The 26,583-nt window shown below is 72.4% G+C and carries 28 protein-coding genes and 1 pseudogene; 13 read left to right on the top strand and 16 right to left on the bottom strand.

What is annotated here, in order from left to right; all coding sequences use genetic code 11:
• The coding region (locus tag ACFYZY_RS22570) for a transposase family protein (RefSeq protein ID WP_388696957.1) at positions 1-233 on the top strand (233 nt) is incomplete at its 5' end.
• A gap of 112 nt (positions 234-345) precedes the next feature.
• Complete coding sequence (locus ACFYZY_RS22565; protein ID WP_388696954.1) at positions 346-858, top strand: SUKH-4 family immunity protein; 513 nt, start codon at positions 346-348, stop codon at positions 856-858.
• 23 nt (positions 859-881) lie between these two features.
• Here the strand turns inward: ACFYZY_RS22565 and ACFYZY_RS22560 are convergent, their stop codons facing one another.
• Positions 882-1,409 carry a transposase gene (locus ACFYZY_RS22560; RefSeq protein WP_388696952.1) on the bottom strand — a complete coding sequence of 176 codons (528 nt, stop codon included), beginning with the start codon at positions 1,407-1,409 and terminating at the stop codon, positions 882-884.
• On the bottom strand, positions 1,406-1,945 hold the full coding sequence (locus ACFYZY_RS22555) for a winged helix-turn-helix domain-containing protein (RefSeq protein WP_388696949.1): 540 nt from the start codon (positions 1,943-1,945) through the stop codon (positions 1,406-1,408). Before ACFYZY_RS22555 ends, ACFYZY_RS22560 begins: the two co-directional genes overlap by 4 nt.
• A 132-nt stretch (positions 1,946-2,077) precedes the next feature.
• On the opposite strand from ACFYZY_RS22555, the gene ACFYZY_RS22550 reads away from it, so the two are divergent.
• On the top strand, positions 2,078-2,992 hold the full coding sequence (locus ACFYZY_RS22550) for a transposase family protein (protein ID WP_388696978.1): 915 nt from the start codon (positions 2,078-2,080) through the stop codon (positions 2,990-2,992).
• A 66-nt stretch (positions 2,993-3,058) separates the two neighbouring features.
• Here the strand turns inward: ACFYZY_RS22550 and ACFYZY_RS22545 are convergent, their stop codons facing one another.
• Positions 3,059-4,270, bottom strand: coding sequence for a multiprotein-bridging factor 1 family protein (locus ACFYZY_RS22545; protein WP_388696947.1), 1,212 nt, complete (start codon positions 4,268-4,270; stop codon positions 3,059-3,061).
• Between the two features lie 189 nt (positions 4,271-4,459).
• On the opposite strand from ACFYZY_RS22545, the gene ACFYZY_RS22540 reads away from it, so the two are divergent.
• Complete coding sequence (locus ACFYZY_RS22540; RefSeq protein WP_388696945.1) at positions 4,460-4,630, top strand: hypothetical protein; 171 nt, start codon at positions 4,460-4,462, stop codon at positions 4,628-4,630.
• Positions 4,631-4,806: 176 nt separating this feature from the next.
• Here ACFYZY_RS22540 and ACFYZY_RS22535 read toward each other — a convergent pair whose 3' ends face one another.
• The 5 genes from ACFYZY_RS22535 to ACFYZY_RS22515 form a co-directional block, all read right to left on the bottom strand.
• Positions 4,807-5,679, bottom strand: coding sequence for a glycosyltransferase family 2 protein (locus ACFYZY_RS22535; protein ID WP_388696942.1), 873 nt, complete (start codon positions 5,677-5,679; stop codon positions 4,807-4,809).
• Positions 5,680-5,745: 66 nt separating this feature from the next.
• Positions 5,746-6,546 carry a nucleoside phosphorylase gene (locus ACFYZY_RS22530; protein ID WP_388696941.1) on the bottom strand — a complete coding sequence of 267 codons (801 nt, stop codon included), beginning with the start codon at positions 6,544-6,546 and terminating at the stop codon, positions 5,746-5,748.
• A complete protein-coding gene (locus tag ACFYZY_RS22525; protein ID WP_388696939.1) occupies positions 6,543-8,342 on the bottom strand; it encodes a radical SAM protein in 1,800 nt (599 codons plus the stop codon). The genes ACFYZY_RS22530 and ACFYZY_RS22525 overlap by 4 nt, the downstream gene beginning before the upstream one ends.
• A gap of 16 nt (positions 8,343-8,358) precedes the next feature.
• Positions 8,359-9,570, bottom strand: coding sequence for a DegT/DnrJ/EryC1/StrS family aminotransferase (locus tag ACFYZY_RS22520; RefSeq protein ID WP_388696936.1), 1,212 nt, complete (start codon positions 9,568-9,570; stop codon positions 8,359-8,361).
• A 2-nt stretch (positions 9,571-9,572) separates the two neighbouring features.
• A complete protein-coding gene (locus tag ACFYZY_RS22515; RefSeq protein WP_388696934.1) occupies positions 9,573-10,076 on the bottom strand; it encodes an RpiB/LacA/LacB family sugar-phosphate isomerase in 504 nt (167 codons plus the stop codon).
• A 220-nt stretch (positions 10,077-10,296) separates the two neighbouring features.
• On the opposite strand from ACFYZY_RS22515, the gene ACFYZY_RS22510 reads away from it, so the two are divergent.
• Complete coding sequence (locus ACFYZY_RS22510; RefSeq protein WP_388696931.1) at positions 10,297-11,751, top strand: sporulation protein; 1,455 nt, start codon at positions 10,297-10,299, stop codon at positions 11,749-11,751.
• A 60-nt stretch (positions 11,752-11,811) separates the two neighbouring features.
• Positions 11,812-11,946: pseudogene (locus tag ACFYZY_RS22505) on the top strand (hydroxymethylbilane synthase); the annotation flags it as partial.
• Positions 11,947-12,171: 225 nt separating this feature from the next.
• Here the strand turns inward: ACFYZY_RS22505 and ACFYZY_RS22500 are convergent.
• Positions 12,172-13,326: an acyl-CoA dehydrogenase family protein gene (locus ACFYZY_RS22500; RefSeq protein ID WP_388696928.1), complete on the bottom strand. Its 1,155-nt coding sequence runs from the start codon at positions 13,324-13,326 to the stop codon at positions 12,172-12,174.
• A 115-nt stretch (positions 13,327-13,441) separates the two neighbouring features.
• Here ACFYZY_RS22500 and ACFYZY_RS22495 point away from each other — a divergent pair, with 115 nt between their 5' ends.
• From ACFYZY_RS22495 to ACFYZY_RS22475, 5 genes are all read left to right on the top strand, one after another.
• Positions 13,442-14,047: a TetR/AcrR family transcriptional regulator gene (locus ACFYZY_RS22495; protein ID WP_388696927.1), complete on the top strand. Its 606-nt coding sequence runs from the start codon at positions 13,442-13,444 to the stop codon at positions 14,045-14,047.
• Between the two features lie 219 nt (positions 14,048-14,266).
• A complete protein-coding gene (locus tag ACFYZY_RS22490) occupies positions 14,267-14,959 on the top strand; it encodes a TNT domain-containing protein (protein WP_388696924.1) in 693 nt (230 codons plus the stop codon).
• Positions 14,956-15,198 (top strand): hypothetical protein, encoded by a 243-nt coding sequence (locus ACFYZY_RS22485; protein ID WP_388696922.1) that lies wholly within the window; start codon positions 14,956-14,958, stop codon positions 15,196-15,198. Before ACFYZY_RS22490 ends, ACFYZY_RS22485 begins: the two co-directional genes overlap by 4 nt.
• Positions 15,199-15,340: 142 nt before the next feature.
• The gene (locus ACFYZY_RS22480) at positions 15,341-15,565 is read left to right on the top strand and encodes an EF-hand domain-containing protein (RefSeq protein WP_388696919.1); all 225 of its coding nucleotides are present in this window, start codon (positions 15,341-15,343) and stop codon (positions 15,563-15,565) included.
• 126 nt (positions 15,566-15,691) lie between these two features.
• Positions 15,692-16,309 carry a hypothetical protein gene (locus ACFYZY_RS22475; RefSeq protein WP_388696917.1) on the top strand — a complete coding sequence of 206 codons (618 nt, stop codon included), beginning with the start codon at positions 15,692-15,694 and terminating at the stop codon, positions 16,307-16,309.
• Between the two features lie 301 nt (positions 16,310-16,610).
• Here the strand turns inward: ACFYZY_RS22475 and ACFYZY_RS22470 are convergent, their stop codons facing one another.
• Positions 16,611-17,486 (bottom strand): hypothetical protein, encoded by an 876-nt coding sequence (locus ACFYZY_RS22470; protein ID WP_388696975.1) that lies wholly within the window; start codon positions 17,484-17,486, stop codon positions 16,611-16,613.
• A gap of 248 nt (positions 17,487-17,734) precedes the next feature.
• The gene (locus tag ACFYZY_RS22465; RefSeq protein ID WP_388696914.1) at positions 17,735-18,097 is read right to left on the bottom strand and encodes a hypothetical protein; all 363 of its coding nucleotides are present in this window, start codon (positions 18,095-18,097) and stop codon (positions 17,735-17,737) included.
• Between the two features lie 314 nt (positions 18,098-18,411).
• On the opposite strand from ACFYZY_RS22465, the gene ACFYZY_RS22460 reads away from it, so the two are divergent.
• Complete coding sequence (locus ACFYZY_RS22460; protein WP_388696912.1) at positions 18,412-18,585, top strand: CsbD family protein; 174 nt, start codon at positions 18,412-18,414, stop codon at positions 18,583-18,585.
• 94 nt (positions 18,586-18,679) lie between these two features.
• Entirely contained in the window at positions 18,680-19,465 is a 786-nt protein-coding gene (locus ACFYZY_RS22455) for a restriction endonuclease (RefSeq protein ID WP_388696910.1), read from the top strand.
• A 117-nt stretch (positions 19,466-19,582) separates the two neighbouring features.
• Here the strand turns inward: ACFYZY_RS22455 and ACFYZY_RS22450 are convergent, their stop codons facing one another.
• The 5 genes from ACFYZY_RS22450 to ACFYZY_RS22430 all read right to left on the bottom strand — a co-directional run bounded on the left by ACFYZY_RS22450 (position 19,583) and on the right by ACFYZY_RS22430 (position 26,347).
• Complete coding sequence (locus ACFYZY_RS22450) at positions 19,583-20,755, bottom strand: XdhC family protein (protein WP_388696908.1); 1,173 nt, start codon at positions 20,753-20,755, stop codon at positions 19,583-19,585.
• A gap of 39 nt (positions 20,756-20,794) precedes the next feature.
• Positions 20,795-22,261 (bottom strand): NCS2 family permease, encoded by a 1,467-nt coding sequence (locus ACFYZY_RS22445; protein WP_388696905.1) that lies wholly within the window; start codon positions 22,259-22,261, stop codon positions 20,795-20,797.
• Positions 22,262-22,461: 200 nt separating this feature from the next.
• On the bottom strand, positions 22,462-24,867 hold the full coding sequence (pucD, locus tag ACFYZY_RS22440) for a xanthine dehydrogenase subunit D (protein WP_388696902.1): 2,406 nt from the start codon (positions 24,865-24,867) through the stop codon (positions 22,462-22,464).
• Complete coding sequence (locus tag ACFYZY_RS22435; protein ID WP_388696972.1) at positions 24,864-25,454, bottom strand: (2Fe-2S)-binding protein; 591 nt, start codon at positions 25,452-25,454, stop codon at positions 24,864-24,866. The genes pucD and ACFYZY_RS22435 overlap by 4 nt, the downstream gene beginning before the upstream one ends.
• A 2-nt stretch (positions 25,455-25,456) precedes the next feature.
• On the bottom strand, positions 25,457-26,347 hold the full coding sequence (locus tag ACFYZY_RS22430; protein WP_388696899.1) for an FAD binding domain-containing protein: 891 nt from the start codon (positions 26,345-26,347) through the stop codon (positions 25,457-25,459).
• Positions 26,348-26,583: the final 236 nt, after the last annotated feature.

Raw genomic sequence — 26,583 nt, 5'->3', positions numbered from 1 at the left:
GTGCCTACATCGGGGCCGGGCCCTGGGTGACCACACCGATCAGACGGCTCCCGAACCGGGACCTCACCACGACCCAGCAGACGATCAACCGGGCCCTGTCAGCGGCGCGAGCACCGGTCGAACGGAGCGTCGCGCGACTCAAGTCCTGGCGCATTTTCCGCAAAGCCCGCTGCAGCCCCAATCGCATGACCGTCATCGCCGCAGCCGTCCTCACCCTGGAGCGTCAACGCTGAAAACGCTCACTGAACTTGATTGGGTGATGTCGGGGTCGGCCGCCTGGCAGGAGTCACGAGTCTCGCGGGCCTGTGGGTGTTGCCGAGCAGCCTGTCGGGAGAGGATCCTCCCGTGAACCAGCCCCTGCCGCAGTTGCCGAAACCCGAGTTCGTCTTGATTCCTGTTGAGGCCCCGCCCGAGGTGCCCACCCAGGTTGCTGTCGATCTCCGGAAGACCGGCATCCCAGCCGGGCTGATCGGTTACGAGTACCGACCACTGAGCAAGCCGGTGTACTTCGCGGACCTCGGTGAGCGGGGGCTGGTAGGTATCGCGGTGAGTGGCCTGTTCGGAAGCATCACCCTCGCCGTTGATGTGGCCAGCGGTCACGTAGTGGAGATTCCCACTGGCGAGCCAGCAGCGATGAGGCACGTGAACCGGGACCTCGCATCGTTCAACCGATGCGTCGAGGCCGTGATCGCACGCTTCCCGTTCCATGCCGAGGGCGATGAGGAGACATACGAGGTGGCGGAAGAGTTGCGCGACCTGCTTTCCGGCATCGACCAGACCGCTCTCGTGCCCGATGGGTTCTGGGAGACCTTCTGCGACGACGTGGAGATGGGGGACTACGCGGACTGGGATGCATGATCCGGGACTGCTCCCGGTCACGGTCAGCCATCCAGAGTCAGGCCGGTGGCAGCGATGCAGCCGTCGACGAGGGCAGGGCGGTACTGGATCTGCTTGAGGCTGCGCTTCACAGCCCTGGCCATCTGGTCGAGATTCGCGGCGGCGAGGTTGCCGATGGTCCGCTTGACCAGGGCCCAGATGCCTTCCTGCGGGTTGAGGTCCGGCGCGTACGACGGAAGCTGGAAAACGGTCAGCCAGTCGGCGTTCGCCTCGATGAACGCTCTCATCTGCGGCATCAAGTGAGCGCGCAGGTTGTCCCAGACCAGGACGATCGGGCCGCCGAGCTGGATGTGCGCCCTCACGATCAGGTCCCGGTAGTCCCGCCAGGTGAAGCCCTTCGGCTCGCCCTTGCGGCCCCGGTAGACGTGGAAGCTGTAGAACAGCCGCGATCTCCTGCCCTGCTTGAAGCAGCTCATCCCGGCCATCGAGACCCGTCCGGATCCCCGGGCGCGGACGCGGACGACGGGCGTGTGGCCAATCCGCCCCCAGGTCCTGGCGCGCGGCGGCCTCATGGACTGTCCGGCCTCGTCCTCGAAGACGACCCAGGCTCCACGGGCCGCCGCGGTGCTTTTATCCGCGGCCAGACCTCCTTCTTCCACAGCTCGACCGCCGAGTCGTCGCGCTCGATCGCCCGGCGTGCCGACTGTTGCCACGACCACCCGTGCCGCTTGAGCAGTGGCCAGGTCCCCTCCACCGTGTAGGAAACGTGGAACAGCCGGCCGATCGGCGTCTTCACCCGCGCCAACGTCCACCGCTGATCAGCCCAGCCATGCGCCAGCGGCCCGCGTTCCAACTCGCGCTCCAGCCGGGTTATTTGCGCATCGCTCAGCCTTGGTCGTCCCGGGGAGCCCTTCGAGCGCACCCCGGACACTCCGGCCTCCCGCCATCGCCGGCGCCACCGCTCCACCGACCGCTCCGACACCCGCAGCGCGGCGGCGATCTCCCGGTTCTTCTCCCCGCCCTCGAAGCGTTCCACGGCCTGCAACCGGATCCGCTCCCGCGCGGCCCTCCCGACATCGGTCAACCCGCCGCCCTGCGCGTATCTCACAGTCCAGGGCTACCGGAACGGACCAGGAGCTGTCAGGCGAACGGTCCCGGCATCACCCAATCAAGTTCAGTAGTGCGTGATAGCGGGTGAGGCATCCGGGCTGGTGGGTGGCATGATCCGATCGTGACGATCATGGTTAACCGGATGGTTCTCGCGGATCAGGTGTTCACGGGCATCTCCCGGCTTCATCTCGCCTGCCTGCTTGAGGAGTTGGCCGACCCGTGGAAGGCCGCTGTCGAAGGACGACGTCACCAGACACGCGGCGGGGCCAGGAGACGGGCTGCGGGGGCCGGCGCCCGTCACCGATTGGTCTTCGTAGACCGGCTGGTCGCCACACTGATCCACCTGCGGCACGATCTCCCGCACTCTCTCCTCGCCCTGTTGTTCGGTGTCGACCGCTCCACCGTCACCCGCGCTATCGGAGAGATACGCGGGCTCCTGGCCGAGCGGGGATGCGCGGTCCCCGACCGTCCTGGCCTGCGGCTGCGGACCCTGGCAGACGTGTTCGCCTATGCCCAGGCCGAGGGCGTCGAGCTGAGGCTGGATGCGACCGAGGTCCAGGTCTGCAGGCCCCTGGCCGGCCGCGGCGGACGACGCGCGTTCGTCTCGGGCAAGAAGAAGCAGAACACCATGAAGGCCACTGTCGTCGCCGACCACCAAGGCCGCACGCTCTGGACCGACGCCCTGCGACCAGGGCGGATGCACGATGCGACCGCCGCCCGCAATGAGGGCATCGGCGTCTGCTTCCAGCACTTCCCCGACGTGGAGGTTCTCCTGGACGACGGATACCTCGGCCTCAGACGCGACCACCCCGGCAAGGCGATCACACCACCCAGAAAGCCGAACAAGATCGCCCTCCCACACGTGCACGCAGCCAGAGAGGAAGCCCGGCACCGACACTCATCGAAGCGCATCACCGTCGAGCACGCACTCGCCGACCACAAACGCTGGAAGCAGCTGACCCGCTGGATGCACCGGCGAGATGCCCTGCCCGACACCTACCGGGCCATCGCCGGCCTCATCTCCGACCGCACCGCCAACACCTGAGAACAGGCCACAACCAGGCGAAACACGCCTACACCGCTATCACGCACCAGCTCGTTAGAAGGGCAGTTAGCTGACCAGTTCCATGTTCCGGATCAGGCCGGACAGGGTTGACGCCTGCGACGGCACGCCGACCTTCGCGAGCGACGACACCAGCGCCCGGGACATCGGGTCCGAGAAGACGTAGTACGGCGCCGCCGCGGCGGCCTCCCGCAGCTTGACGACAGCCGACGGATTCCTGCCCATGCGGTGCAGCGCACGGGCCTCGTCGATCGCATAGTGCGTCCGGCGCTCCTTGCTCGGCACCTCCGCAATGTCCACCTGGGGAACCCGCTTGAGCCCGGCGTCCGGCTGGTCAACCTCCACACCGGCCTCGGCCGCGTGGACGGCGACGGTACCCCGGCCGAACACGGTGTGCCGCTCGAGGTCGTACCACTCCGGACCGAGCCGGTCGGCGTCCTCCAGGGCGGCGTCGATCCGCGCCCAGGTGTCCTCCTTCGATCCGGCGCCCCGGGCCAGAGCAATGGAGCACCGCAAGTGCAGAGCCCCGCGCAGGGAGACCGCGACGTCGTCCGGCTGCCGCGCCGACGCGAGCGGTTCGAGGTCCCGCAGGGCGGCCTCGGCCACGGTCACGGTCTCCCGCAGGGACGCCTGGTGCAGCAGTGCGCCACACCGGTCCCAGGCGACGGCGGCCTTGACCACGGGGTCACCGAGCTGCGTCGCGGCGCCGGCCGCGACCTCGGCGGCCACCCAAGCCAGATCCGGGTAGCCGATCTGGTTCAGGCACATGCGGGCGGTGCGGGTGGCGTCCGCGAGCAGCCGGAGCGCGTCCTCCCGGCCCTGGCCGCTCGTGGTCAGCACCGCCGTGTTCAGGTCCTCTACCAGCGACGGCAGGATCGTGGCGACCGCCGGAAGGTTCGCGGCCTGCCTCGCCGTGTTCGCTTTCCGCACCCGAGCCCGCATGCCTTCCAGGTCCACGGGCCCGCCCTGCGGGGTCAGCCCGGGATGCCCCGAGAGGATGAGCCCGGCCCGGCGCAGGCCGGTCCGCAGGGCGGGAACGTGCGCGTGCGCCAAGCCGCCTTCGCCGCGCTGGAGCCGGTAGGGCTGCCCGAGCAGCCACACCACGTCGACGTCACAGCGCTCCGCGATGGCGGTGATGATGCTGTACCGGTCGAGGGGCTGACGGCCGCTCTCCACGTTCGCCACCCACGACTCCGAGCGCCCGAGGAAGCCCGCGAGTTCAACTTGAGTCAGACCCGCCGCGTTTCGGGCAATCTGCACGCGCGCGCCGATGTGCTCATCACTGGAAGAGGGCATACTGAGTTCCGTACTCCGTGCTGACCTAGACACTCAGGACGGTACTCCGGATCGCGCCCCTGCACAGCCCTGAGCCGCAGGGGCGCGATCCGTAAACCCCGTGTACAGCACGAGGAGTTACGGGCCGTCAGTAGCAGCCCGTACGCTCTTCTCATGCCCTCCTACCCACGGCCCCGCGGCCGCCCGCGCCCTGCGGCCCGGGTCAACGCAGCGATCCGCCGGCTCATGGAGGAGCCCCACGGCGAGCGTCGGGCCCGGGAGTACCGGCGTCTCCTGGTCGAGTGGGGCAAGGCCACCCGCTGCGACCTCGTGAAGGCAGCCTGACCCCGGCGCCCCGCCCCACTGCGACGACCAGCTCCTCGGCGCGGCAGGCGCCGTGAGAGCGGAGTGGAACGCCGGCTCACGCGCAGCGCTGCGGCACAGCTCGTGCTGAGGCCCCGCCCGGATTCGGGGACGTACACGGTGCCTCTGGTTGACGTCGCTCCCTGACTCCGGGCAGGTCAGACAATGGGCGGCCGTCCGGCGCGGGTGAGGCGGGCGACGGTGCGCCAGCTCATGGGCGCGCGCCGGCCGTGGCCGCCGCGCAGGCCCTCACGGAAGCCCGCCGCGGTGGCGCGGAGCGCGGCCCGGTCACGGAAGCGCCAGAGGGTGAGCAGGGCGAAGGCGGCGAGGTTCAGGGGAATCAGCGGGGCGGGGAGGCTGCGGCGGGCGAGCCAGACGCGGTTGCGGGCGTTGAGCCGGTAGAAGCGTTCGTGCCGGGCGGGGCTGGTCGCGGGGTGGTGGACGACGATGTCGGGCAGGTAGCGGCCGGTGCCGCCGTGGTCCCAGAGCCGCCAGGCGAGATCAATGCCCTCGTGGAAGAGGAAGAAGTGACCGGGCCAGCCACCGGCGGCGTCGAACGCACTGCGGCGGATCATGACGACGCCCTCGGCCATCACCGTGACGATCCCGGGGCGGGTCGGATCGCCGGCGCGCAGGCGGGGGACCCAGCGGCGCAGGGTGATCCCGGTGTCTGAGTCGGCGATCCGGGGCTGGGCGTAGGCGAGACCGGGCTCCTGGAGGAGGGCGGCGGCCAGGCGAGCAAGGGCGTCGCTGTCGGGGAGCACGGCGTCGTTGTCGAAAAAGAACAGCAGGTCGCCGTCGACCGCCCTGGCGCCGATGTTGCGTCCCTCGGGGATGCCGACGTTCTCCGGCAGGGCCACGGTCTTCACCCCGGGCGAGACCTGGGCGGGGTCACAGCCGTTGCCGACCACGACCACGTCCAGGTCGACGCCCTGCTGAGCGAGAAGCGAGTCCATGGCCTTGGGGAACTCGTCGGGGCGGTCGTTCATCGTCAGGACGACCGCCCCGATGCGGGGCACGCCAGTGCTCAAGGTCCGGTCCTCTTCCGCGCCGGGAACCTTCCCGCCGCCGTCTCGTCATCTGGGAGACGGCCCACCTTAGTCGTGCGGCTGCTCGTGTGCGGCGGTGGACAGCGCGGCGAGCCCGGCTTCGACGGCGGCGTGCAGGGCTGTCTCAGTGCGGGGGTGATCGCGGCGGGACCGACGCTCGGCGAGGCAGTCGGCGACCGCGAACACCGCGGCGGCGTCGATGCCGCGGTGCTCGGCGACCGCGAAGATGCCGGCGGCCTCCATGTCGGCGGTCAGGACCCCGAGGGAGCCGTAGCGGGAGACCTCGGCGGCCGTCTCCCGGTACACGGCACTCGTTGTCCACCCGCTCCCCTGCCGGGCATCGGTGCCCCGTGCGGCCAGGGCGCCAACCAGGTGCCGCGTCAGCTCGGGCGAGGGCTCTGCGTACGGGGCGGGCGGAAGGTAGTGGTAGGAGAGTCCGTCGTCGCGCAGGGCCCGGGTGCACACCACGAGGCTGCCGGGGACGAGGCTGGTGTGCAGGGAGGCGGCAGTACCGACGGTCACGACCCGGCGGATTCCGAGGGAGATGAGCTGTTCGAGAACGAGGGCAGCCGCGGGGGCGCCGAGGCCGAAGCCGCCGCAGACCGCCAGGCGCCGGCCTCGGCGCTCGATCAGGCGCAGGTTGCCGCGGACCCAGTCGGTACGACGACCGCCGTAGTTGGCGACCGCGTGGGCCAGGAGGCGGTCCTGGTAGATGAGGACGGCGCCGTCGTGGTCCGTGAGGGTCGCCTCGGGGGCCCGGCTGCGGACGTGGTGCGCGTGCTCGGCCGGGTCCGGGATCGCGGGCAGGGCGTGCTTGCCGGGGTGAAGCGGCAGGACTGGGCGAGTCACGGGCGGGCCTCCCGCTTCGCGAGCGCGTCCGCCAGCTGCTGTTCGGCGACGCGGTTGACGGAGTCGACGGTGTGCCAGGGCAGTACGGCCTCGTCCATGTGCCGCAGGTGGTGCTCGTAGTCCAGGCCGTGTGCGGCGAGCGCGACGGCGAGCTGATCCCGGGTGACGGTGTTCGGGTCTGTGCCTGTGTCGTAGAGGTCTTCCAGGACGTGGCCGACGCGTCGGTCCCCGCGCAGGCACACCGCCTCCAGGTGCATGCGGGCCGTGCACGGTCCCTCGACGCGGTAGTGCCGGGCGAAGACGGCCGGGCCCACGAGATCGCGTAGGTCGTCGGTGATCTGCCGGACGTACTCCTGGACGGTGTCCGGGTCGGCCATGGCCAGACGCTGGCCGAGGGTACCGGGGGTGGGCTGGAACTGGGTGATCTTGACGATGACGGCGGTGTCGCCGTCTCCGAGACGCTTTCGGACGTCGCGGGCGTAGTCGGCGATGGCGTGCCGGTCGGCGGCTGTCTCTCCGGGGGCACCGGCGATGAAGTACAGCATGACCGCGCTGACGTGCCCGCTGGTACGGCACAGGTCGATCGCCCGGTCTACCCGCTCGCGCTTGAGGGTCTTGCCGTACAGGGCGACCAGGTCGCCGGCGGCGAACTCGGGGGCGATGGTGACGATGCCCCGGGGCCGGTCGAGGGCAAGCTCGGTGAACAGGTGCCCGAAGTCCCCGAGCTCGCTGATGGCCTTCAGGTAGTCGGCGGTGATCTCGTCGGCGCGGACGGACCCGATGATCGTGGACACCTTCTCGCCCTTGGCCGCGGCCCGGTCGGCGTAGGCCCTGATGTGTTCCAGCAGCGCGCGCTTGTGCCGGTACTGGGTGAAGGTGGGGGCGCTGATGATGATCTGGCGGATGCCGTGGGCTTCGAGGCGGTCGACGTAGCCGGTGAGGAGGTCGAGCGGGGCCTGGCGGAAGGCGGGGACGCCCAGGGTGCAGAAGTGGCACTCGTGCAGGCAGCCGAGGACCGGACTGATGACGGCGGCGCTGCCGTCGCTGACCGGGGAGCAGAAGTGCGCGGCGGGCAGCTCGGTGACGGACAGGTAGGGGGCGTGGACGCGGGCCGGGATGGTCGGTGCCACGGGCCGGACCGAGCGGACTCCGCCTCCGGGGGCCGGGTCGTACTCGTAGGCGGCGGGGACGTACAGGCCGGGGATACGGGCGAGCTGCCGGTGCAGCGGAATCGTGTCGGGGGCGAGCCGGTGGGAGTGCACCACGCGCAGCAGCTCGGGAATGGACTGTTCGGCCTCGCCGAGGGCAATGGCGTCGAGGTAGTCCGCGAGGGGTTCGGGGTTCGTCAGACCCGGGCCGCCGCCCACGACCAGCGGGTGGCGGCCCGGCGCGCGGTCGGCGGCCCGGCGCGGAATCCCGGCAAGGTCCAACAGCCGCAGCACGCTGTACAGGCCGCCGGCGTTGGTCACCGAGACACCCAGGACGTCCGCGGCGCCGACCGGTGCCGGGGACTCGATGCTGCGGTACACCTCCTCGGCAGGAGTCCGCAGGCGGGCGCCGGTGCGGACGAGGCAGTCGTACTCGACGGCCCGCTCGGCGACGGCCGGGATCGCCGGGTCGCGGTTGATCAGGTCGTACAGGGCCATCAGGCCGCTGCACAGCAGGCTGTAGGCGTGCCCGTACGGCATCGCGAAGACAACACGGAGCCGGCCGGTGGGGTCCTTCGGCTCGTAGGGGTCGGCGAGGGAGATCTCGCCCGCGCGGATGCGGTCGGCCTCCTGCTGGAGAAGGGACATCGGGGGCTCCCCTGGTTCAGGTGGTGGGGCGGGTGCGGGCGACGTCGGCGACGGCCCGGCGGATCGCGTCGCAGATGGCGGCCTCGTCGGCGTCGCTGATCCGCGGGTGGAAGACCGGGCACAGCAGCCGCGCGGCGAGCCGTTCGGCGCGCGGAACGTGCTGGCCGGCGGTGTGGCTGCGGATCAGGGCCTTGCTGTGCGGGGTGACGGGGTCGCTGATGATGCTGCCGACCCCGTACTGGGCGGCGAGCACGTACATCAGCTCGTTCCGGCCGGCTCCGGCCCAGGCGTCGGGGACGAGGAGGTTGTGCCGGTAGTACAGGTGCCGTCTCTCGTGCCAGGTCGGCGGCAGCGTCAGCTCGGCGACGCCGGCGAGCGCTCGGGTGCGAGCGTGCGCGCGGGCGATCCGCGCGCCGTTCATCTCATCCAGCCGTGCAAGCTGGACGATCCCGACCGCGGCCTGCGCTTTCGAGAGCATCTGGTTGGTGCCCCAGGACTCCCCCAGCCCGCCGTAGCCGCGCAGGAGCCGCAGCCGCTCGTCGAGCGCGGGGTCGCCGGTGGTGACCATCCCGCCCTGCCCGAGCGTGGTCATCAGCTTCTTCGACTCGAAGGAGAAGACCGTGGCCCAGCCCTCGGCGCCGACCCGCCCGCCGTTCGGCGTCCGGCCGCCGCAGGCGCGGGCGGCGTCCACGATCACCTTCGGCGGCCCGTGCACCGGGTGCGGGTGCCGCGCGGCCAACTCCACGAACCGGTGGACGTCGGCGACGGCCCCGTTCCAGTGGGTCAGCAGGATCGCCCGGGTGCGCGGGGTGAGGCGGCGCTCGGTATCAACAGGGTCGAGACCGAAAGTGTCCGGGTCGGGCTCGGCGAGCACCAGACGCCCGCCTTGCCCGATGACCGCGACGTGCGGGCCGACGAAGTTGACCGCGCAGGAGATCACCTCGTCCCCGGCCTTCAGCTCCAGGGCCCGCAGAACCATCTCCAGGGCGGTGCCTCCGGAGTTGAACCCGATCGCGTGCCCAGCGCCGCAGTACGCCGCGAACGCCTCCTCGAACCGGCCGAGGTAGACGGCTTGGCGCCAGCCGGTGCGCCAGTCGTCCGACTCCCTGATGACCCGGTCCAGCACCTCGTGCTCGGCGTCGGTGTACCAGCCGCCCTGCTGCGGCTCGACCGGCCACCGCAAGAGCGCCGGGTCGACGTCCGGGACCGTGCTCGTGTCCACCGCCATCGTCAGCACCCCCGTCCGGCCACCGCGCCGCTCGCGCGGTTCTCCTCGTAGTCGCGGATCGCGGCGAGCTTCGCCGTCGCCGACGTGCCCGGGGCGAAGCGATGGGTCAGCCACTCGTCGACCAGGCGCCGGGCCAGCGCGAGCCCGATGACGCCCTGCCCGAGCGCAAGGACCTGGGCGTCGTTGGACAGGACCGACGCCCGCACCGACACCACGTCGTGCGCCGTGACGGCCCGAATCCCGGGCACCTTGTTCGCGGCGATGGCCATACCGAGACCGGTGTGGCACACCAGCAGCGCCCGGTCCGCGAGGCCGTCGGCGACCTGCTCGGCCGCAGCGAGCGCGACGAGCGGGTAGGCGGCCCCGGCCGCGAAGCCGTCGGCGACGTCCCGAACCTCGGCGACACGGCCGTCAGCCCGCAGTGCCTCGGCGAGGAGATCCTTGTACGTACGGCCGGCGTCGTCGGAGCCGACGGCGATCCGCAGCTGCTCGGGCTCAGAGGGCATGAAGTACCTCCGGGAGAAGACCGTCCGCTCCTTCCGCCCGGCCAGCCGGGCGGAAGGGGGCGAGCCGACGTCCGGCTCGCTGGCGGAGGTTCAGGAAAGCGCCGCTCGCCCGGCACGGGGAGGCGAACTAGCGGGGCGAACTCCACGGGGGGCGAACTCGGGGGGCGAACAACGCCGTTCGTCTTCGGGCAGCGACTCAGCGGTCCTAGGCTCGTCTCCCATGCCGCCGAAGGCCACGGCGGCGCCGGCTGAACGCGAGGTCGCGGTGGCAACAACTACACGGCGTCAGACCCACCCCAACGCAGACCTGACGCGCCTCCTCGCCGAGGCGAACCTGAGCCACAAGGCTCTGGCCCGGCTGGTGAACGAGCGCGGTCGGCTGGCCGGAGTCACCCTGCGGTACGAGCACACAAGTGTCACCAGATGGGTGAATCTGGGGATGGTCCCGCGCGGGCGGACGCCCGAGTTCGTGGCCGCTGTCCTGGCAGAACGCCTCGGGCGACCCGTCAGCACCGACGACATCGGCATGTCCACGACGTCAACACCGGTGCCGACCATGGGGTTGGATTTCCCCCGCGACCCCGCTGACGCCGTACGCGTCGCGTCAACGTACTGGAGGACCCCCGTGGACAGCCGCAGACGATTCCTCACCACAGGGTTCGCCCTCGGCGCCTACACCACGCCCGTCACCCGCTGGCTCGCCAAACCCGCCACCGCCGCCACTCCGCCCAGCGCCCCCGTCACCTCCAGCGCTCGCCGGGTGGGGCGGACCGACGTGGACGGGCTATGGGCCGCATCAGAAGAGGCCCGAGTGTGGGACTCCCGCTTCGGCGGCGGCCACTGGCAGAACAGCTCGATCACCCGCTGCCTCCAGACCCAGGCCGCCCCGATGCTCCGCGGCACCTACACCGAGGCCGTCGGCCGCGAACTGTTCGCCGCCACCGCCGAACTCTCCCGCGTGGTGGGCTGGGCCGCCTTCGACGCCGGCCACCACGACGTCGCCCAGCGCCACTTCATCCAGGCCCTCAGCCTCGCCCGCTCCACTGGCGACATCGAGACCGGCTGCTACGTCCTGACCACCATGGCCCTCCAGGCCATGCTCCGGGGATTCCCCGAGCAGGCAGCCGACATGGCAGAAGGCGCCTACGAGCGCGGCCATGGCCACGCGGCCCCCCGCGTCCTGGCCTTCGCCAAACTCGCCGAGGCCCGCGCCCACGGCCGCATGAAGGACCGGGCTGCCGCCGGAGCCGCCCTGGCCCAGTCCGAACTACTCCTCGACGCAGTCCGCCCCGGCGCCCACGATCCCCAGCACCTGGCCTACTTCACCCCCGAGCGCCTGGCGGCCGACGCAATCGAAATCCACCGCGACCTCGGCCAGCCACAAGCCGCCCTCAGATGGAACCGCCTTGCCGAACCCATGCCCGCCAGCCGCTTCACCCGCGCCACCGGCATCCGCCACGCGGTCCTGGCCAGCAGCCACGTCCACGCAGGCGACCTCGACCGCGCACTCACCTCAGCCGACCAAGCACTCGGCATCCTCAGCACCGTGAAGTCCACCCGCGCCCACGCCTACCTCCACACCGTCACCGCCGACCTCCAGCAATGGCCGCGCGACCCGCGGGTGAGGGACTTCGCTGTACGCGTGCACACCGTAGTTGGCTCCCCCCACAAATAGAGCGTCCTGCGCCCTCGAAATCCTGGCAGGGGAGCAACGAGGCAGATCTGTCGCTCAGGCAGTCCGGACGGCAAGACGGTGCTCAACGTCCACGAATGGGCGGGCCGCCTCGACCCGGCCACACTCGGCACGTCCGTCGCCGTCGCCCTCCTGCGGCAGGGAGTTCGGGACGTCATCGACAGCATCCCGCACTGACCTGGTCGTCCCGCATCACGAAGGCGCCCCGATCGGTTCCGGAGAGCGGAGCGCCTTCACCGAGTAGCACCACGGAATCGACGTCCCCACGGCACGAGGAGCACGTGCGGTCGGGCCCTCGCCACGCATGAGCCCGGCCGCGCGGGGTGGGAGGTGCGCGGCCGGACTCACGGCGGTGCCGCAGAGGGGTGCGGCACCTTTCTCGCTCGCCCAGGCGTCGACCCGCTACTTCTCCGCCCGCACCAGCCCCCGGCTGATCACCAGCCGCTGGATCTGGTTGGTCCCCTCGAAGATCTGCATGATCTTGGCCTCGCGCATGTAGCGCTCCACGGGGAAGTCGCGGGTGTAGCCGTAACCGCCGAGGACCTGGACCGCGTCCGTCGTGACCTTCATGGCCGTGTCGGTGGCGATGAGCTTGGCCGCGCTGGCCTGGCGGCTGAAGGGGCGGCCGAGGTCGCGGCGGCGGGCCGCGTCCAGGTAGGTGGCGCGGGCCGCGTCGACGGCGGCGGCCATGTCGGCGAGGAGGAAGCCGAGGCCCTGGTGGTCGATGATCCGGCGGCCGAAGGTGGTGCGCTCGTTGGCGTGGTCGACGGCGGCGGCCAGGGCGGCCTGGGCGAGGCCCGTGGCGCAGGCGGCGATGCCGAGGCGGCCGTTGTCGAGGGCGCTGAAGGCGATCTGGAGGCCCTGTCCCTCCTTCCCGACGAGGCGGTCCTCCTCGATGAGGGCGCCGTCCCAGTGGGCGGAGGTGGTGGGAACGGCCTGGAGGCCCATCTTGCGCTCGGGCACCCCGAAGCTGAGGCCCTCCGCGGTGCCGGGGGCGAGGAAGCAGGAGACGCCGTGGCTGCCGGGGGCCGTGCGGGCGAAGAGGGTGTAGAAGCCGGCCCGGCCGCCGTGGGTGATCCATGCCTTGGTGCCGGTGATCCGGTACCCGCTGCCGTCGTCCTGCCGCTCCGCCCTGCAGGTGAGGGCGGCGGCGTCGGAGCCGGCCTGCGGCTCGGAGAGGCTGTAGCCGCCGATGGTCCGGCCCTCCAGCATCGCGGGCAGCCAGCGCTCCTTCTGCTCCGGGGTGCCGAAGGCGTGGAGGGGGTGGCAGGCCAGCGTGTGGACGCTGGTGGCGACGGCCACGGCCGCCCAGCGCGCCGCCAGCTCCTCCAGGACCTGGAGGTAGACCTCGTAGGGCTGGCCCCCGCCGCCGTACTCCTCGGGGTACGCGAGGCCCAGGAGCCCCGCCTCCCCGAGCTTCGCGAAGAGCCCTTCGGGATAGGTCTCGGCGGCCTCGTGCGCGTCCACCCGGGGGGCGAGTTCCTTGTCGGCGATCTCCCGGGTGAGGGCGATGAGGTCCGCGGCTTCGGGGGTGGGAAGCAGGCGGTCGACATCCATGGCGACTCCAGCGGCGCGCAAAGTGGTACTGGCAGAGGTACTGCAGTACCGCTGAGAGTAGCGCAGGCGGGAGCCGCCGCAACCCCCCGGAGGGGCGGCCTGGAATACTGGCGGGGTGATCGAGACCACCGCCGCCGACACCCCGCACCTGACGGGCCGCGGGGCGGCACGCCGCTCCGCCCTCTTCGAGGAGCTGGTCGCCCTCCTCGTCGACGAGGGCTTCGCCCGGCTGACGCTCGACGATCTCGCCGCCCGGCTGCACTGCTCGAAGCGGACCCTGTACGGTCTGGCCGGCAGCAAGGAACAGCTGGTCCGCGCGGCGGTCGTGCACTTCTTCCGGCGCGCCACGGCCCGGGTCGAGGCCGTCCTCGCGGCCGCCACCGGCCCGGCCGAGCGGCTCGCCGCCTACCTGCGGGCCGTCTCGGCCGAGCTGGCACCGGTCTCGCCGCGGTTCTTCGACGACGTGGCGGCCTTCGAGCCGGCGGCCGAGGTGTACGAGCGCAACACCCGCGCGGCGGCCGGCCGGGTCCAGCAGCTCATCGAGGAGGGCGTGCGGACCGGCGTCTTCCGCGAGGTGCACGTGACCTTCGCCGCCGACGTCATCTCCTCCGTGATGGTCCGCATCCAGCGGCGCCAGGTCGCCGCCGCGACCGGCCTGGCCGATGCCGAGGCGTACGACCAGCTGGCCGAACTGCTCCTCAGCGGACTCCGGAAGGCCTGAGCCGGACCCCGGGGACGCCTCCGGGACCGGGGACGCCTCCGGCTCCCGGACGCGCACGGGCCCCGCACGCCCACGGGCCCGGAGGCGGTCCCGGCGCGCCCCGCCCGGACGGCCCGGCGCGAATGGCCGGTTTCCACCCCACCCCCTCCGTCACTCCGCGTCCGCGCTCCGTTACCGTGTGCCGCGCCCCTGGCCGATCCGTTCCGAGGAGACCTCCGCGTGGAGCACAGCCGTACCGTTCTCAGAATCCGTGCCGTACTCGCCGCCACGGGCGTCACCGCCGCCCTCACGGCGGCCCCCGCGGCACAGGCCGCGCCCGTCGCGCCCACCGGGGAGCACCGGGCTGCGGCGCACGCCCCCTGCACCGGGGAGTTCCAGGACGACGGCCGGCTCGGGCCGCGGTACCTGCCGAAGAAGAACCAGAAGCCGGTCGGACCGCTGCTCGACGGGTACCACCGGACCGGGAAGCTCTCCCCCGCCGCCTTCCTCAAGAAGTACTGGGAGGGCCCGGCCGACACCGGGGGCTGGAAGTACCCGCCGAACGACGGCTTCGGCGAGGTCAACGGCGAGGTCGACAAGTCCCCCGACCTCCTGACACCGGGCGAGCGCCTGGACCGCTTCGGTTCGGAGTACGGCGGCTACCTGGCCCCCGCGGGCGACGCCTACGCCGAACGGGCGCTGCCCCCGCAGAACCTCAACACCCGTGACGCGGCCGTTCCCTGCGACTACCGCGTGTACGAGGTGAGGCGGGCGTTCGTGGTCTGGGAGGGTTCCGTCGCGCCCTGGTTCGAGCAGCCGGGCGGCGGCCGCCAGATCAAGCTGGACCCGGTCTTCCTCGACCCGGGCGAGGGGCAGCGCCTCAACGTGAAGTGGCTCCTGGACCACGGCTACCTGGCACGGGTTCCCGCGTGACCGACCTCCGCGCGCTGGAGCGGGCGCTCGGCGACGCCGGTGTGCCCGCCGGGTACTACTGGATCGAGGGCGTCCACGAACCGTCCCCCGTCCCGACCGACTTCGCCTACCTGCGGGCGGCGCCGGACGGGAGCGGCTGGGAGACCGGGGTGTACGAGCGGGGCGCGTACGAACCGGTCGCCGTGCACCCCACCGAGGCGGACGCCTGCGCCCACCTCCGGTCCCTCCTGGGCGTCTGACCCGCTCCGGAAGGGCGGCCGGGCGGCGGACCCGTCGCGCGCCGGACGGTGCCGCTCCCGGGCGGCACCGTTTGGCACGCGCGAGGAGCGGGCAGCCGGTCCGCATCCGGCGACGGGGCCGGGGCGACGACGAGGAGACCGCATGAGCGACGGGGGCGCGCCGACGGAAGTCCGCGCGGTGTTCGGGGAGTTCGACACCGACGACGACTGGCGGCTCGATGTGCGCGAGTTCGGCCGTGCCGTGAGGCGGCTGACGGGGCGGGAGCACGACGACGAGGCCCTGCGGCACCTGTTCCGCAAGGCCGACGTCGACGGCGACGGCCTGGTGACGCTCCCCGAGTTCGAGGACTGCCTGAAGCGGCTGTGACCGCCCCGCCACCCCACCGGCCGGGCGGGGGCGGACGGGAGCGGCGGTACGCCCGTGCCGGGAGCGGGGGCGGCCGGCGGGGCGCCGGGCAACGGTCCTGTCGTAGGCGGTGGATACCCTGCGGGGATGAACAACGCGATGTGGGACGCCCTGGCGGCGACCCCCCTTCCGGAGGTGCGGCGCCGCGCGGCCGTCGTGGACGAGCTCACCGGGGTCGAACCGGTGACGGTGCCCGGCGCGTGCCGTCCGGCCTGGAACGACGGCGGCGGCCAGTCCGCGGTCTGGTACTTCGCGGGGGACGGCCGCGTCCTGCTGCTGACCTTCGACCACGAGTCGGAGCTGAACCTGTACGCCGAGGGGGACTTCGCCCTCCAGGAGTCCTTCTACGAGGGCGTCCCCGAGTCCCTCGTCGCCCTGGTCCGCGACCGTCCCGAGAACTACGAGTCGCTGAACCTCACGGACCCCGCGACGGGCCGGACGATCCATTACGCGGGCGGCGTCTTCTGGTACGACGGCGCGCGCTGGCACGTGTCCGACGGCCTGGCGGAGCACTGCCGCCGCGAGGACGTGGACCTCTTCGGCGAGTCCGGCTTCGACTACTGCCTGGACGCCTACCGCTTCGGCCGGGACCTCACCCCGGAGACCGTCGTGGCGGCGCGGGACGAGGACGGCCTGTACGAGGACGAGAAGGAGAGGGAGGCGGACCTCGCCCACGTCCGCGAGGTCTTCGCCCGGCACGCCTGACGCCCGTCCCGTGCCCGGCGGCCTTGGGGCACACCAGTACAGCGGTTGACGCCAAGCCGACGATCTTGGGCGTGCAGCACACGGGGCCGCCCCGCTGGCGGGGGTCGGCAGAAGATCTTTGGTCAGCGTGCTGTTCATAGCCGCGATCTTGCCAAGTGACTCCGACAACGGAGCTCGCTGCCGCCTCGGGACAACTGTCTCCCAGGCCGTACATCCGGAACGGCCGTGTCCTCGTTCGGCTGAGTGGCCGGCTGTCGGAAGAGCCTCCCGCCCCGGCCGTCGCGGGGGCTCCAGCACTGACTCATTGGATCAGGTCGGTATGCGTGTAGCACGTCGGGCAAACGTAGAGCTGCAGATGATTCGCGTCGGAGACCTGGATCCCGGGCGGGTTCGACACGGGGTCGTTGTCGAGCACGGCGACGGCTTGGTCCTCGTGCGGGGTCCAACCCCTTCTGTAGTCACGGCATTCGTCCGAGGCGATGGTCAGCAGCGGATTCATCGCGGCGCCACAGTTGATACAGAACCGGGCGATGGGATCGGTGAGGCCCCAAGGTGCCCATCCACCGACCTTCCAGCCAGGGGCCTCCGACAGCTCGTTCATGTAGAACTCTTGCGGAGCGGCCTCATAGCGATCGTCTATCTCGACTCCGGCCGCCTTCCACAGGCTCCAGTCGCTCAGCTGCTGCCGCAACCCCTCGCCCAACTCCAGAAAGTTGGGGTACTCGGTGACTTGCTCCGGTGCGAGCACGCACGGCTCCGGCAGGTAGCCGTACTGCACCTCGCTCGGCTTGGGCGGCGAGGCAAGGACGTGGGTGACGTCGGCGGCGGTTCGCCAGAACAGCTCGGTCGTGGGCTTGTACTCCGGCGGGTGCTCTGAGGGACACCACAGCACCTGGAGCAGATCGGTCCGTCCGGGCGGCCGCAGCAGGGGCACGTCGCGCACGTACAGCTGGGCCACTGGCAGAAGAGGGGAAACCGGACCTTCGTGCCACTTGTCGCAGTACAGCCACGGCTGGCTGGAGGGCCACAGCAGCGGCCCGCCGACCGAACTGTCGTATGGGGACGGAGAGCCGGGGCGGGGATGCAGCCGGGTCGCCGTGCGGGCCAGCGGGGCCAGCTGAGGGAAGGCCGCGGCCACGTCGAACGGCCGTGGTGGAGTGGTACGGGTGACGTTCACGGCGGCGATATTGCCAGCGGCCTCTGACAATCGGCGGGCGACGGCCCACCGATGCGGCCCAAGCCGGTACGCGTCCGCCGCCCCGGGGATCCGCCCACCGCCGAGCTGCGCGAACGGCTCCAGGCCCAGCCCCACCCGAACGTCTGGCTGCGGCAGTCCCGCCCATGAGCCGACCCGATCCCTGATCACCGGCTCAGCGTTCACCGCTGTACGGATGTGCCCCAAGGCCGGCCGGGGCGGCGGAGGAGTCAGAGGGCCGTGAAGAGGTCCCCGGGCGCCCCGTCCACGACGAACCCGTTGTCGAAGCGGACGCGGACGCGCGGGCGGGGTCCCCGCTCCCGGTGCGCGGTCCACGCCGGTTCCAGGGAAGCGATCTGCTCTTCGAGCCGCTTCCTGCTGTCCGGGGGCATCTGGTGGCCGAAGTCGCCCAGGAGCGACGTGAGCCGTTCGTACTCGCGGACGTCCCGCTCCGGTTCCCGCTCCTCGTCCACCCGCTCGACGGTGCCCTCGGCGCCCGCCCCCAGGGCCAGGAAACAGGCGTCCGTCCCCGGTACGGACCCACCGGCCGGGACGGCCTCTCCGGACAGCCCGAGATCCACCGCCAGCCTCACGCGCCGGCCTTCTTCCCACATCGTCGTTCCTTCGTCCGCGAGACGGCCGGACCGTGCCCGCGTACGCGCGGCACGGTCCCCTGACGGCCATTGTCGCGGGTCGGGCGCGGAGTTCCGGCGCCGCCTCCGGAAGGGCCCCGGAGAGACCGGAAGGACCGGGGGCACCGGAAGGGGCGCGGGAGCCGGAAGGGGCGAAGAATCCGGTTCCCCGCGTTTCGGGAACGGGTTCACGGTTATGCGGATTTCCACCACGGACAGAGGAACGCACGAGAACACGGGAACCCGGAGCCACGGTTTCCCGGAGAGGAGTCACCATGTCGGGCGACGAGAAGATGCGGGCCAAGGGCGAGCAGGTCAAGGGCGCGATCAAGGAGACCACGGGCCGCGCGATCGGCAACGAGCGGATGGCCGGCGAGGGCCGCGCCGAGCGGGCGAAGGGTGACGCCCGCGAGGCCAAGGAGAAGACGAAGGACGCCTTCAGGCACTGAGCCGCAGAACCGGCGCCGCCGCGGACCCCGCACCCGTCCCGGGTGGGGGGCCGCGGCGCGCGTGGAGCCGTACACGAGCGAGGGAGGGGTCCGGATGAGGGCGACCGGGAAGAACAGCGCGACGGCCCGGCGCGGCCCCGTGGCCGTCGGGCGCGATCTGGTGCTCGCGATCGGGCTCACGGGGATATGCGTCGGCGGTCTGGCCCTCTTCTTCAAGACGGCCGAGGCGGCTGAGAGCCGCGGGTCGGGGGTCCCGGCCGCCGTGCTGGTGGCGCTCGCCGCCCTCGGCGCGCTGGCCGTCGGTCTCGCGATGGTCCGGAGGAGCGCGTCGGCCGTCCGCGACCGCCGGGCCCGGCGCCCGGCCGGGCCCGGGACGGTGGCCGGCCCGTACGTCCCCGGCGTGCCCGACACGGCGGGCGCGCCCGGTGAGCCCGTGGTGCCCGACGTCGGGGCCGAGGCCCTGGACCACGCGGCGGTCGACGCGGACGGTTTCGAGCACACGGTGGCCGCGCTCTGCGCCCGGGACGGCTGCACCCCCGTGGAAGTGGTGGGCGGGGCGGGCGACCTGGGCGCCGACGTGATCGCGACGACCGTGGACGGCCGCCGCCTGGTGATCCAGTGCAAGCACTACGCCGAGACCAACCGGGTGGGCTCCCAGGACCTCCAGAGGTTCGGCGGCACCTGTTTCACCGTCCACGGGGCCGACGTGGCCGTGGTCGTGACCACCAGTTCCTTCACCGCGCCGGCCGCCGAGTACGCCGCCACGTGCGGGATCCTCTGTGTCGACGGCGAGGCCCTGACGGCCTGGACCGACCAGACCGCTCCTCCCCCGTGGGACGCGCTCCCGGCGGACCCGGCCTCCCTGGCCGAACCGGCGTGACCTCCCCGGCCGCACCGGCGTGCGGCCCGGCGCCGGCCGCCCCCTCCGCCCGGTGAACAGCGTTACCGGCACCGGCACCTGACACCCCGGCCGGCCGCCCCCGTGTACCGACCCCGGCTACAGCTCCCCGGCCACCGCTTCCCGGGCCGTGTCCCCCGGCCCGCCGGCCGGGTCCGGGGGTCCGTCGTGGTGGATGGGGGTGTGGGCGCCGGCGAGGGGCACCCCGCTGCCGCCCCGGCGGTGGGCGACGATCTCGGCGCCGATCGACAGGGCGGTCTCCTCCGGCGTACGGGCGCCGAGGTCCAGGCCGATCGGGGAGCGCAGGCGGGCGAGTTCGGCCTCGGTGACGCCGGCCTCGCGCAGCCGTTCGTTGCGGTCCTCGTGGGTGCGGCGGGAGCCCATGGCGCCGACGTAGGCGACGGGGAGCCGGAGGGCCACTTCGAGCAGGGGCACGTCGAACTTGGCGTCGTGGGTGAGGACGCACAGCACGGTCCGTCCGTCGAGTCCGCCCGCGGCGGAGGCGGCCTCCAGATAGCGGTGGGGCCATTCGACCACGATCTCGTCGGCCTCGGGGAAGCGGGTCCGGGTGGCGAAGACGGGCCGCGCGTCGCAGACGGTGACGCGGTAGCCGAGGAACTTCCCCACCCGTACGAGCGCGGACGCGAAGTCGACGGCACCGAAGACGATCATGCGCGGGGCCGGGACCGAGGACTCGACCAGGAGGGTCAGCGGCTGCCCGCAGCGGCTGCCGTCCTCGCCGATCTCCACGGTGCCGGTGCGGCCCGCGTCGAGCAGCGCGCGGGCCGCACCGGCCGCGGCGCGGTCCCGTGCCGGGGGGCCGCCGAGACTTCCCTCGTACGAGCCGTCGGGGCGGACCAGGAGCGCGCGCCCGAGCAGGCCGTCCGGACCGGCGACGATCCGCGCCAGGGCCGCCGTCTCCCCCGCCGCGGCGGCCGCGAGCGCGGCGGGGACGACTCCGCCGCGGACCGGGGAGACGAGGACGTCGATGGTCCCGCCGCAGGTCAGACCCACCGCGAAGGCGTCCTCGTCGCTGTAGCCGAAGCGCTCGGCGACGGTCCGGCCGTCGTCGAGCGCCTGGACGCAGAGGTCGTACACCGCGCCCTCCACGCACCCCCCGGAGACCGATCCGATCGCCGTGCCCCCGCCGTCGACGGCGAGGGCGGCGCCCGGCTGCCGGGGGGCGCTGCCGCCGACCGCCACCACGGTGGCGACGGCGACGTCGCGCCCCTGCCCGACCCACCGGTGCAGCTCTTCGGCGATGTCCAGCATCTCGGTTCTCCTCGGGAGGTGCGGGAGGGCCGCCGGGCGTCAGCCGACGCCGAACCAGCCCTCGATCGGATGGATGGCGAAGTACACGAGGAAGATCGCCGTCAGGGCCCACACGAAGGCGCCCACCTCCCGCACCTTCCCCTGTGCCGTCTTGATCACCGCGTAGGAAATGACACCGGCGGCGACGCCCGTCGTGATGGTGTAAGTGAACGGCATCAGGACCACGGTGAGGAACACCGGGATCGCCACGGAGCGGTCGCCCCAGTCCACGTGCCGGGCGTTCTGCATCATCATCGAGCCGATGACGACCAGGGCGGCGGCGGCGACCTCCTGCGGCACGATCGCGGTCAGCGGGGTGAAGAAGAGGCAGAGGGCGAAGAACCCGCCGGTGACCACGGAGGCCAGGCCCGTGCGGGCGCCCTCGCCGACGCCGGTGGCGGACTCCACGAAGACCGTCTGGCCCGAGGCGCCGCCCACGCCGCCGACGATCCCGCCGGCGCCGTCGATGAAGAGGGCCTTGGAGAGGCCGGGCATGCGGCCCTGTTCGTCGGCGAGCTTCGCCTCGGTGCCGACGCCGAGGATGGTCGCCATGGCGTCGAAGAAGCCGGCGAGCACCAGGGTGAAGACGATCATGGTGATCGTGAGGTAGCCGACGTCGCCCCAGCCGGTGAAGGACACCTTTCCGAAGAGCGAGAAGTCCGGTGCGGAGACCGCGCCGCCACCGAGTTCCGGCGGACCGGAGAACCACGCCTTGGCGGGTATGTCGGCGACCGCGTTGACGATCACCGCGACGACCGTTCCGGCGACGATGCCGATGAGGAGCGCGCCGGGGACGTTGCGGGCCTGGAGCGCGAAGATCAGCAGCAGGGTGACGGCGAAGATCAGGACGGGCCAGCCCTGGAGCTCACCGGCCGGGCCGAGGGTGACGGGGCCGCCGCCCGGGGCGGGGTTCTCGTGCACGAAACCGGCCTTCACGAAGCCGATGATCGCGATGAAGAGGCCGATGCCGATGGTGATGGCGTGCTTCAGGGCGAGCGGGATCGCGTTCATCACCATCTCGCGGAGGCCGGTGACGACCAGGAGACAGATCACCGCGCCGTAGACCACGGACATGCCCATGGCCTGCGGCCAGGTCATGACGGGGGCGACCTGGGAGGCCATCACGCCGGAGACGCTCAGGCCGGCGGCCAGGGCGAGCGGCACCTTGCCCCAGAAACCCATGAGGAGGGTCGTCACGGCGGCCGTGAGGGCGGTGGCGGTGATGAGCGCCGGCTGGCCGAGCAGGTTCCCCTCGACGTCCTTGCCGCCGAGGATCAGGGGGTTGAGGAGGAGGATGTACGCCATCGCCATGAAGGTGGTGACGCCGCCGCGCACCTCCGTGGCGACGGTGGAGCCTCTCTCCGAGATGTGGAAGTACCGGTCGAGCCAGGACCTTCCCGCGGGGTTGCGCGAGCCGGGGCCCGCGTCCTCCGCGGTGGTCCTGGGCTCCACTGACGACTGGGTCATGGGGCCTGCTCCCAAGGTTCAAAGGGGCACCCGCGCCGGGCTCCGGAGGGTTCCGGTCCGTCGAAGAGCGCGGGATTCGGGATGGTGCGTGGCCGCACGACCCGGGGGACGGCCCGGGGCGGACGGGGTGGTGCGGACTCCGGGCGGTACGGGCGGGGAAGGGTGGCGTCCCCGGGACGAGCCGTACCGCCCGGAGGCGTCTACTGGGTGCCGGTGAGCGCTTCGGGGCGGACCGGCACCCTGGTCAGCTCCCGTCCCGTCGCGTCCCGGATCGCCGCGAGGACGGCCGGGGTGGACGACAGGGTCGGGGCCTCGCCGACTCCCCGCAGGCCGTACGGCGCGTGGGGGTCGGCGAGTTCGAGCACGTCGACCGGGAGGTCCGGCGTGTCGAGGATCGTCGGGATCAGGTAGTCCGTGAAGGAGGGGTTGCGCACCTTCGCGGTCTCCGGGTCCACGACGATCTCCTCCATCAGCGCGATGCCCAGGCCCTGGACGGTGCCGCCCTGGATCTGGCCGACGGTGGAGAGCATGTTGAGCGCCCTGCCCACGTCCTGGGCGGTGGCGAGTTCGACGACCTTGACCAGGCCGAGCCCGGTGTCCACCTCGACCACCGCGCGGTGCGCGGCGAAGGCGTACTGGACGTGGCCGCCGCCCCGGCCGGTGACCGGGTCGAGGGGGACGGTCGGGCGGTGGCGGAACTCCCGCACGACGTCGATCGGGTCCTCGCCCTCCAGGACGTCGACCAGGGTCGCGAGGACCTCGCCGTCGCCGGTGACGATCCCGCCGTCCGCCAGGAGGAGCCCGGCGGCCGCCCAGGCGGGGTGGCGGGCACCGTTCTTGCGGCGGGCGATCTCCAGGACCTCCTCGCGGACGGCCTCGCACGCCTTCTTCACCGCGCCGCCGGTCATGTACGTCTGCCGGGAGGCGGACGTCGAACCGGCGGACCCGACCCGGGTGTCGGCGGGCTGGATGGTCACCCGGGCGACGCCCAGCTCCGTGCGGGCGATCTGGGCGTGCACGGTGACGCCGCCCTGCCCGACCTCCGCCATGGCCGTGTGGACGGTGACGACGGGTTCGCCGTTGACGGCCCGGAGGACCACGCGGGCGGTCGAGTAGTCGTCGAAGCCCTCGGAGAAGCCGACGTTCTTGATGCCGACGGCGTAGCCGACGCCCCGGACGACGTCCTCGCCGTGGGTGGTGTGGGAGAGGCCGCCGGGCAGCGCGCGGACGTCCGCGTCCTCGCCGGCGGTCTCCCACTGGCGCTCGGGCGGCATCGGGCGCTCCTTGACCCGGCGCAGCAGTTCGGCGACCGGGGCGGGCGAGTCGACGACCTGGCCGGTGGGCATGACCGTGCCCTGCTCCATGGCGTTGATCCGCCGGAACTCCACCGGGTCCATGCCGAGTTCCTTCGCGAGCCGGTCCATCTGCGCCTCGTACGCGAAGCACGCCTGGACGGCGCCGAAGCCGCGCATGGCGCCGCAGGGCGGGTTGTTGGTGTAGAGGGCGAGCGCCTCGATCTCGACGGCGTCGATCGCGTACGGTCCGGCGCCGAGCGAGGCCGCGTTGCCGACGACGGCCGGGGAGGACGAGGCGTAGGCGCCGCCGTCGAGGACGATCCGGGCCCTGAGGTGGGTGAGCCGGCCGTCCCTGGTGGCGCCGTGCTCGTAGTGGAGTCTGGCCGGGTGGCGGTGGACGTGGCCGAAGAAGGACTCGGAGCGGTCGTAGACGATCTTGACGGGTCTGCCGGTGCGGAGCGCCAGGAGGCAGGCGTGGATCTGCATCGACAGGTCCTCGCGGCCGCCGAAGGCGCCGCCGACGCCGGAGAGCGTCATGCGGACCTTCTCCTCGGGCAGGCCGAGGACGGGGGCGATCTGGCGCAGGTCGGAGTGGAGCCACTGGGTGGCGACGTAGAGGTCCACGCCCCCGTCCTCGGCGGGTACGGCGAGGCCGGACTCCGGGCCGAGGAACGCCTGGTCCTGCATGCCGAAGACGTAGTCGCCCTCCACGATCACGTCGGCCCGCCGCCGGGCCTCCGCCACGTCGCCGCGCACGACCGGCTGGCGGCGCACGACGTTGGGGTGCGGGACGTGACGGGCGTGGTGGTCGTCGCGGTCCCCGTGGAGCAGCGGCGCGCCGGGGGCGAGGGCGGACGCCTCGTCGGTGACGAGGGGCAGTTCCTCGTACACGACCTTGATCCTGGCGGCGGCGCGGCGGGCGGTCTCCGGGTGGTCGGCGGCGACCAGGGCGACCGGTTCGCCGTGGTGGCGGACCCGGCGGTGGGCGAGGACGGGGGTGTCCCGGATCTCCAGGCCGTAGTGCTTCGTCGCGGTCGGCAGGTCGTCGTGGGTGAGGACGGCGTGCACGCCGGGGGTCGCGAGGGCCTCGGAGACGTCGAGGGAGACGATCTCGGCGTGGGCGACGGTGGAGCGGAGGGTCCGGCCCCACAGCATGTCCTCGTGCCACATGTCGGAGGAGTACGCGAATTCGCCGGTGACCTTGAGGACGCCGTCGGGGCGGAGCGTGGATTCGCCGATGCCGCCCCCGGTGTGGTGCTGGGTGACGTGCGCGGGCGTGCCGGCGGGCACGGTGCGGGTGGTCCGCTTCATGTCCGGTCCGTCCCTCCCCGGCGGGCGGCCGCCAGGCGGACCGCGTCGAGGATCTTCTCGTAGCCCGTGCAGCGGCACAGGTTGCCGGAGAGGGCCTCGCGGATGTCCTGGTCGGACGGGTCGGGCAGCCTCTCCAGGAGTTCGTCGGCCGCGACCAGCAGGCCGGGGGTGCAGAAGCCGCACTGGACGGCGCCGGTGTCGAGGAACGCCCGCTGGACGGGGCTCAGTTCGACGCCCTCGCCGGTCTGCGAGTCCTGAACGGGCCCGGCCTCCCGCTTCCCGGCCGTGCCCGTCGGGGCGGCCGGGGCGCCGCCTTCCCGGCGGGCCTTCTCGCGCCGCCCGGCGAACTCCGCCAGGCCCTCGACGGTGAGGATCTCGCGGCCCTCCGCCTGGCCGGCGGCGACGAGGCAGGAGCAGACGGGCACGCCGTCGAGGCGGACCGTGCAGGAGCCGCACTCGCCCTGCTCGCAGGCGTTCTTGGAACCGGGCAGCCCCAGCCGTTCGCGCAGGACGTGGAGGAGGGACTCGCCCTCCCAGACCCCGTCGGCCACCTGCGGGCGCCCGTTGACGGTGAAGGCGACGCGCATCGTCATGCGGCCCCCTCGGACGCGCGGCCGGTGCCGCGGTACCGCTCGCAGGCCCAGCCGAGCTGGCGGCGGGCCATGACGCCGACCGCGTGACGGCGGTACCGGGCGGTGGCCCGGACGTCGTCGATCGGGTCGGTGGCACCGGCGCAGAGGTCGGCGAACCGCCGCGCGACCGACGGGGCGACGGCCCCGCCGCCGTCCCAGAAGCCGCTCTCCTCCAGGGCCGCGTTCAGGAACGCCTCGGCCGCTTCGGCGCGGACCGGGGTCGGCGCGGCGGAGCCGATGCCGGTGCGCACGGTCCGGGTCTCCGCGTGGAGGGCCAGGCCGAAGGCGCAGACGGCGATGACCATCGCGTTGCGGGTGCCGACCTTGGAGTACTGCTGGGGGCCGTCCGCCTTCCTGATGTGGACGGCCCTGATGAGTTCGTCCGGCGCGAGGGCGTTGCGCTTCACGCCCGTGTAGAACGCGTCGATCGGGATGAGGCGGCTGCCGCGCACCGAGGCGGCCTCGACCTCGGCGCCCGCGGCGAGCAGGGCCGGGTGGGCGTCCCCGGCGGGCGAGGCGGTGCCGAGGTTGCCCCCGACGCCGCCGCGGTTGCGGATCTGCGGGGAGGCGACCGTACGCGAGGCGAGCGCCAGGCCCGGCAGCTCGGCCCGCAGGTCCTCCATGATGCGGGTGTACGGGACGCAGGCGCCGAGGCGGACGGTCTCCTCGCCGACCTCCCACTCGCGCAGCGGTCCGATCCGGTTCAGGTCCAGCAGGTACTCGGGACGCCTCCGGTCGAAGTTGATCTCGACCATGACGTCGGTGCCACCCGCGATGGGCACGGCCGTGGGGTGCTCGGCCTTGGCGGCGAGCGCTTCCTCCCAGTCGGCGGGGCGAAGGAAGTCCATGGGGGTTCTCTTCCCGTGGTTCTGGAGATCGGGGGGACGGGCCCGGAGAGACGACCGGCCCTCGGCTTCGGTTCATGTGCTGTTCACGCGGTGTGTGACCCAGTACACAAGTCCACGATCGCCCGGGTGCAGTCACCGAAAACATGAAGGAGTTGGCTGGGGTCCGTCGTCGTCTTGTAGATTCGAACGAAAGACGGAAAAGACGGAAAGCGGCGGCCTCACCGTTTCCCCCCGGA

The sequence above is a fragment of the Streptomyces sp. NPDC001744 genome (assembly GCF_042892575.1).
In the GTDB taxonomy this organism is placed as follows: domain Bacteria; phylum Actinomycetota; class Actinomycetes; order Streptomycetales; family Streptomycetaceae; genus Streptomyces.
The sequence above is the reverse complement of the archived record's forward strand: the minus strand, read 5'-3'. Positions and strand labels throughout refer to the sequence as shown.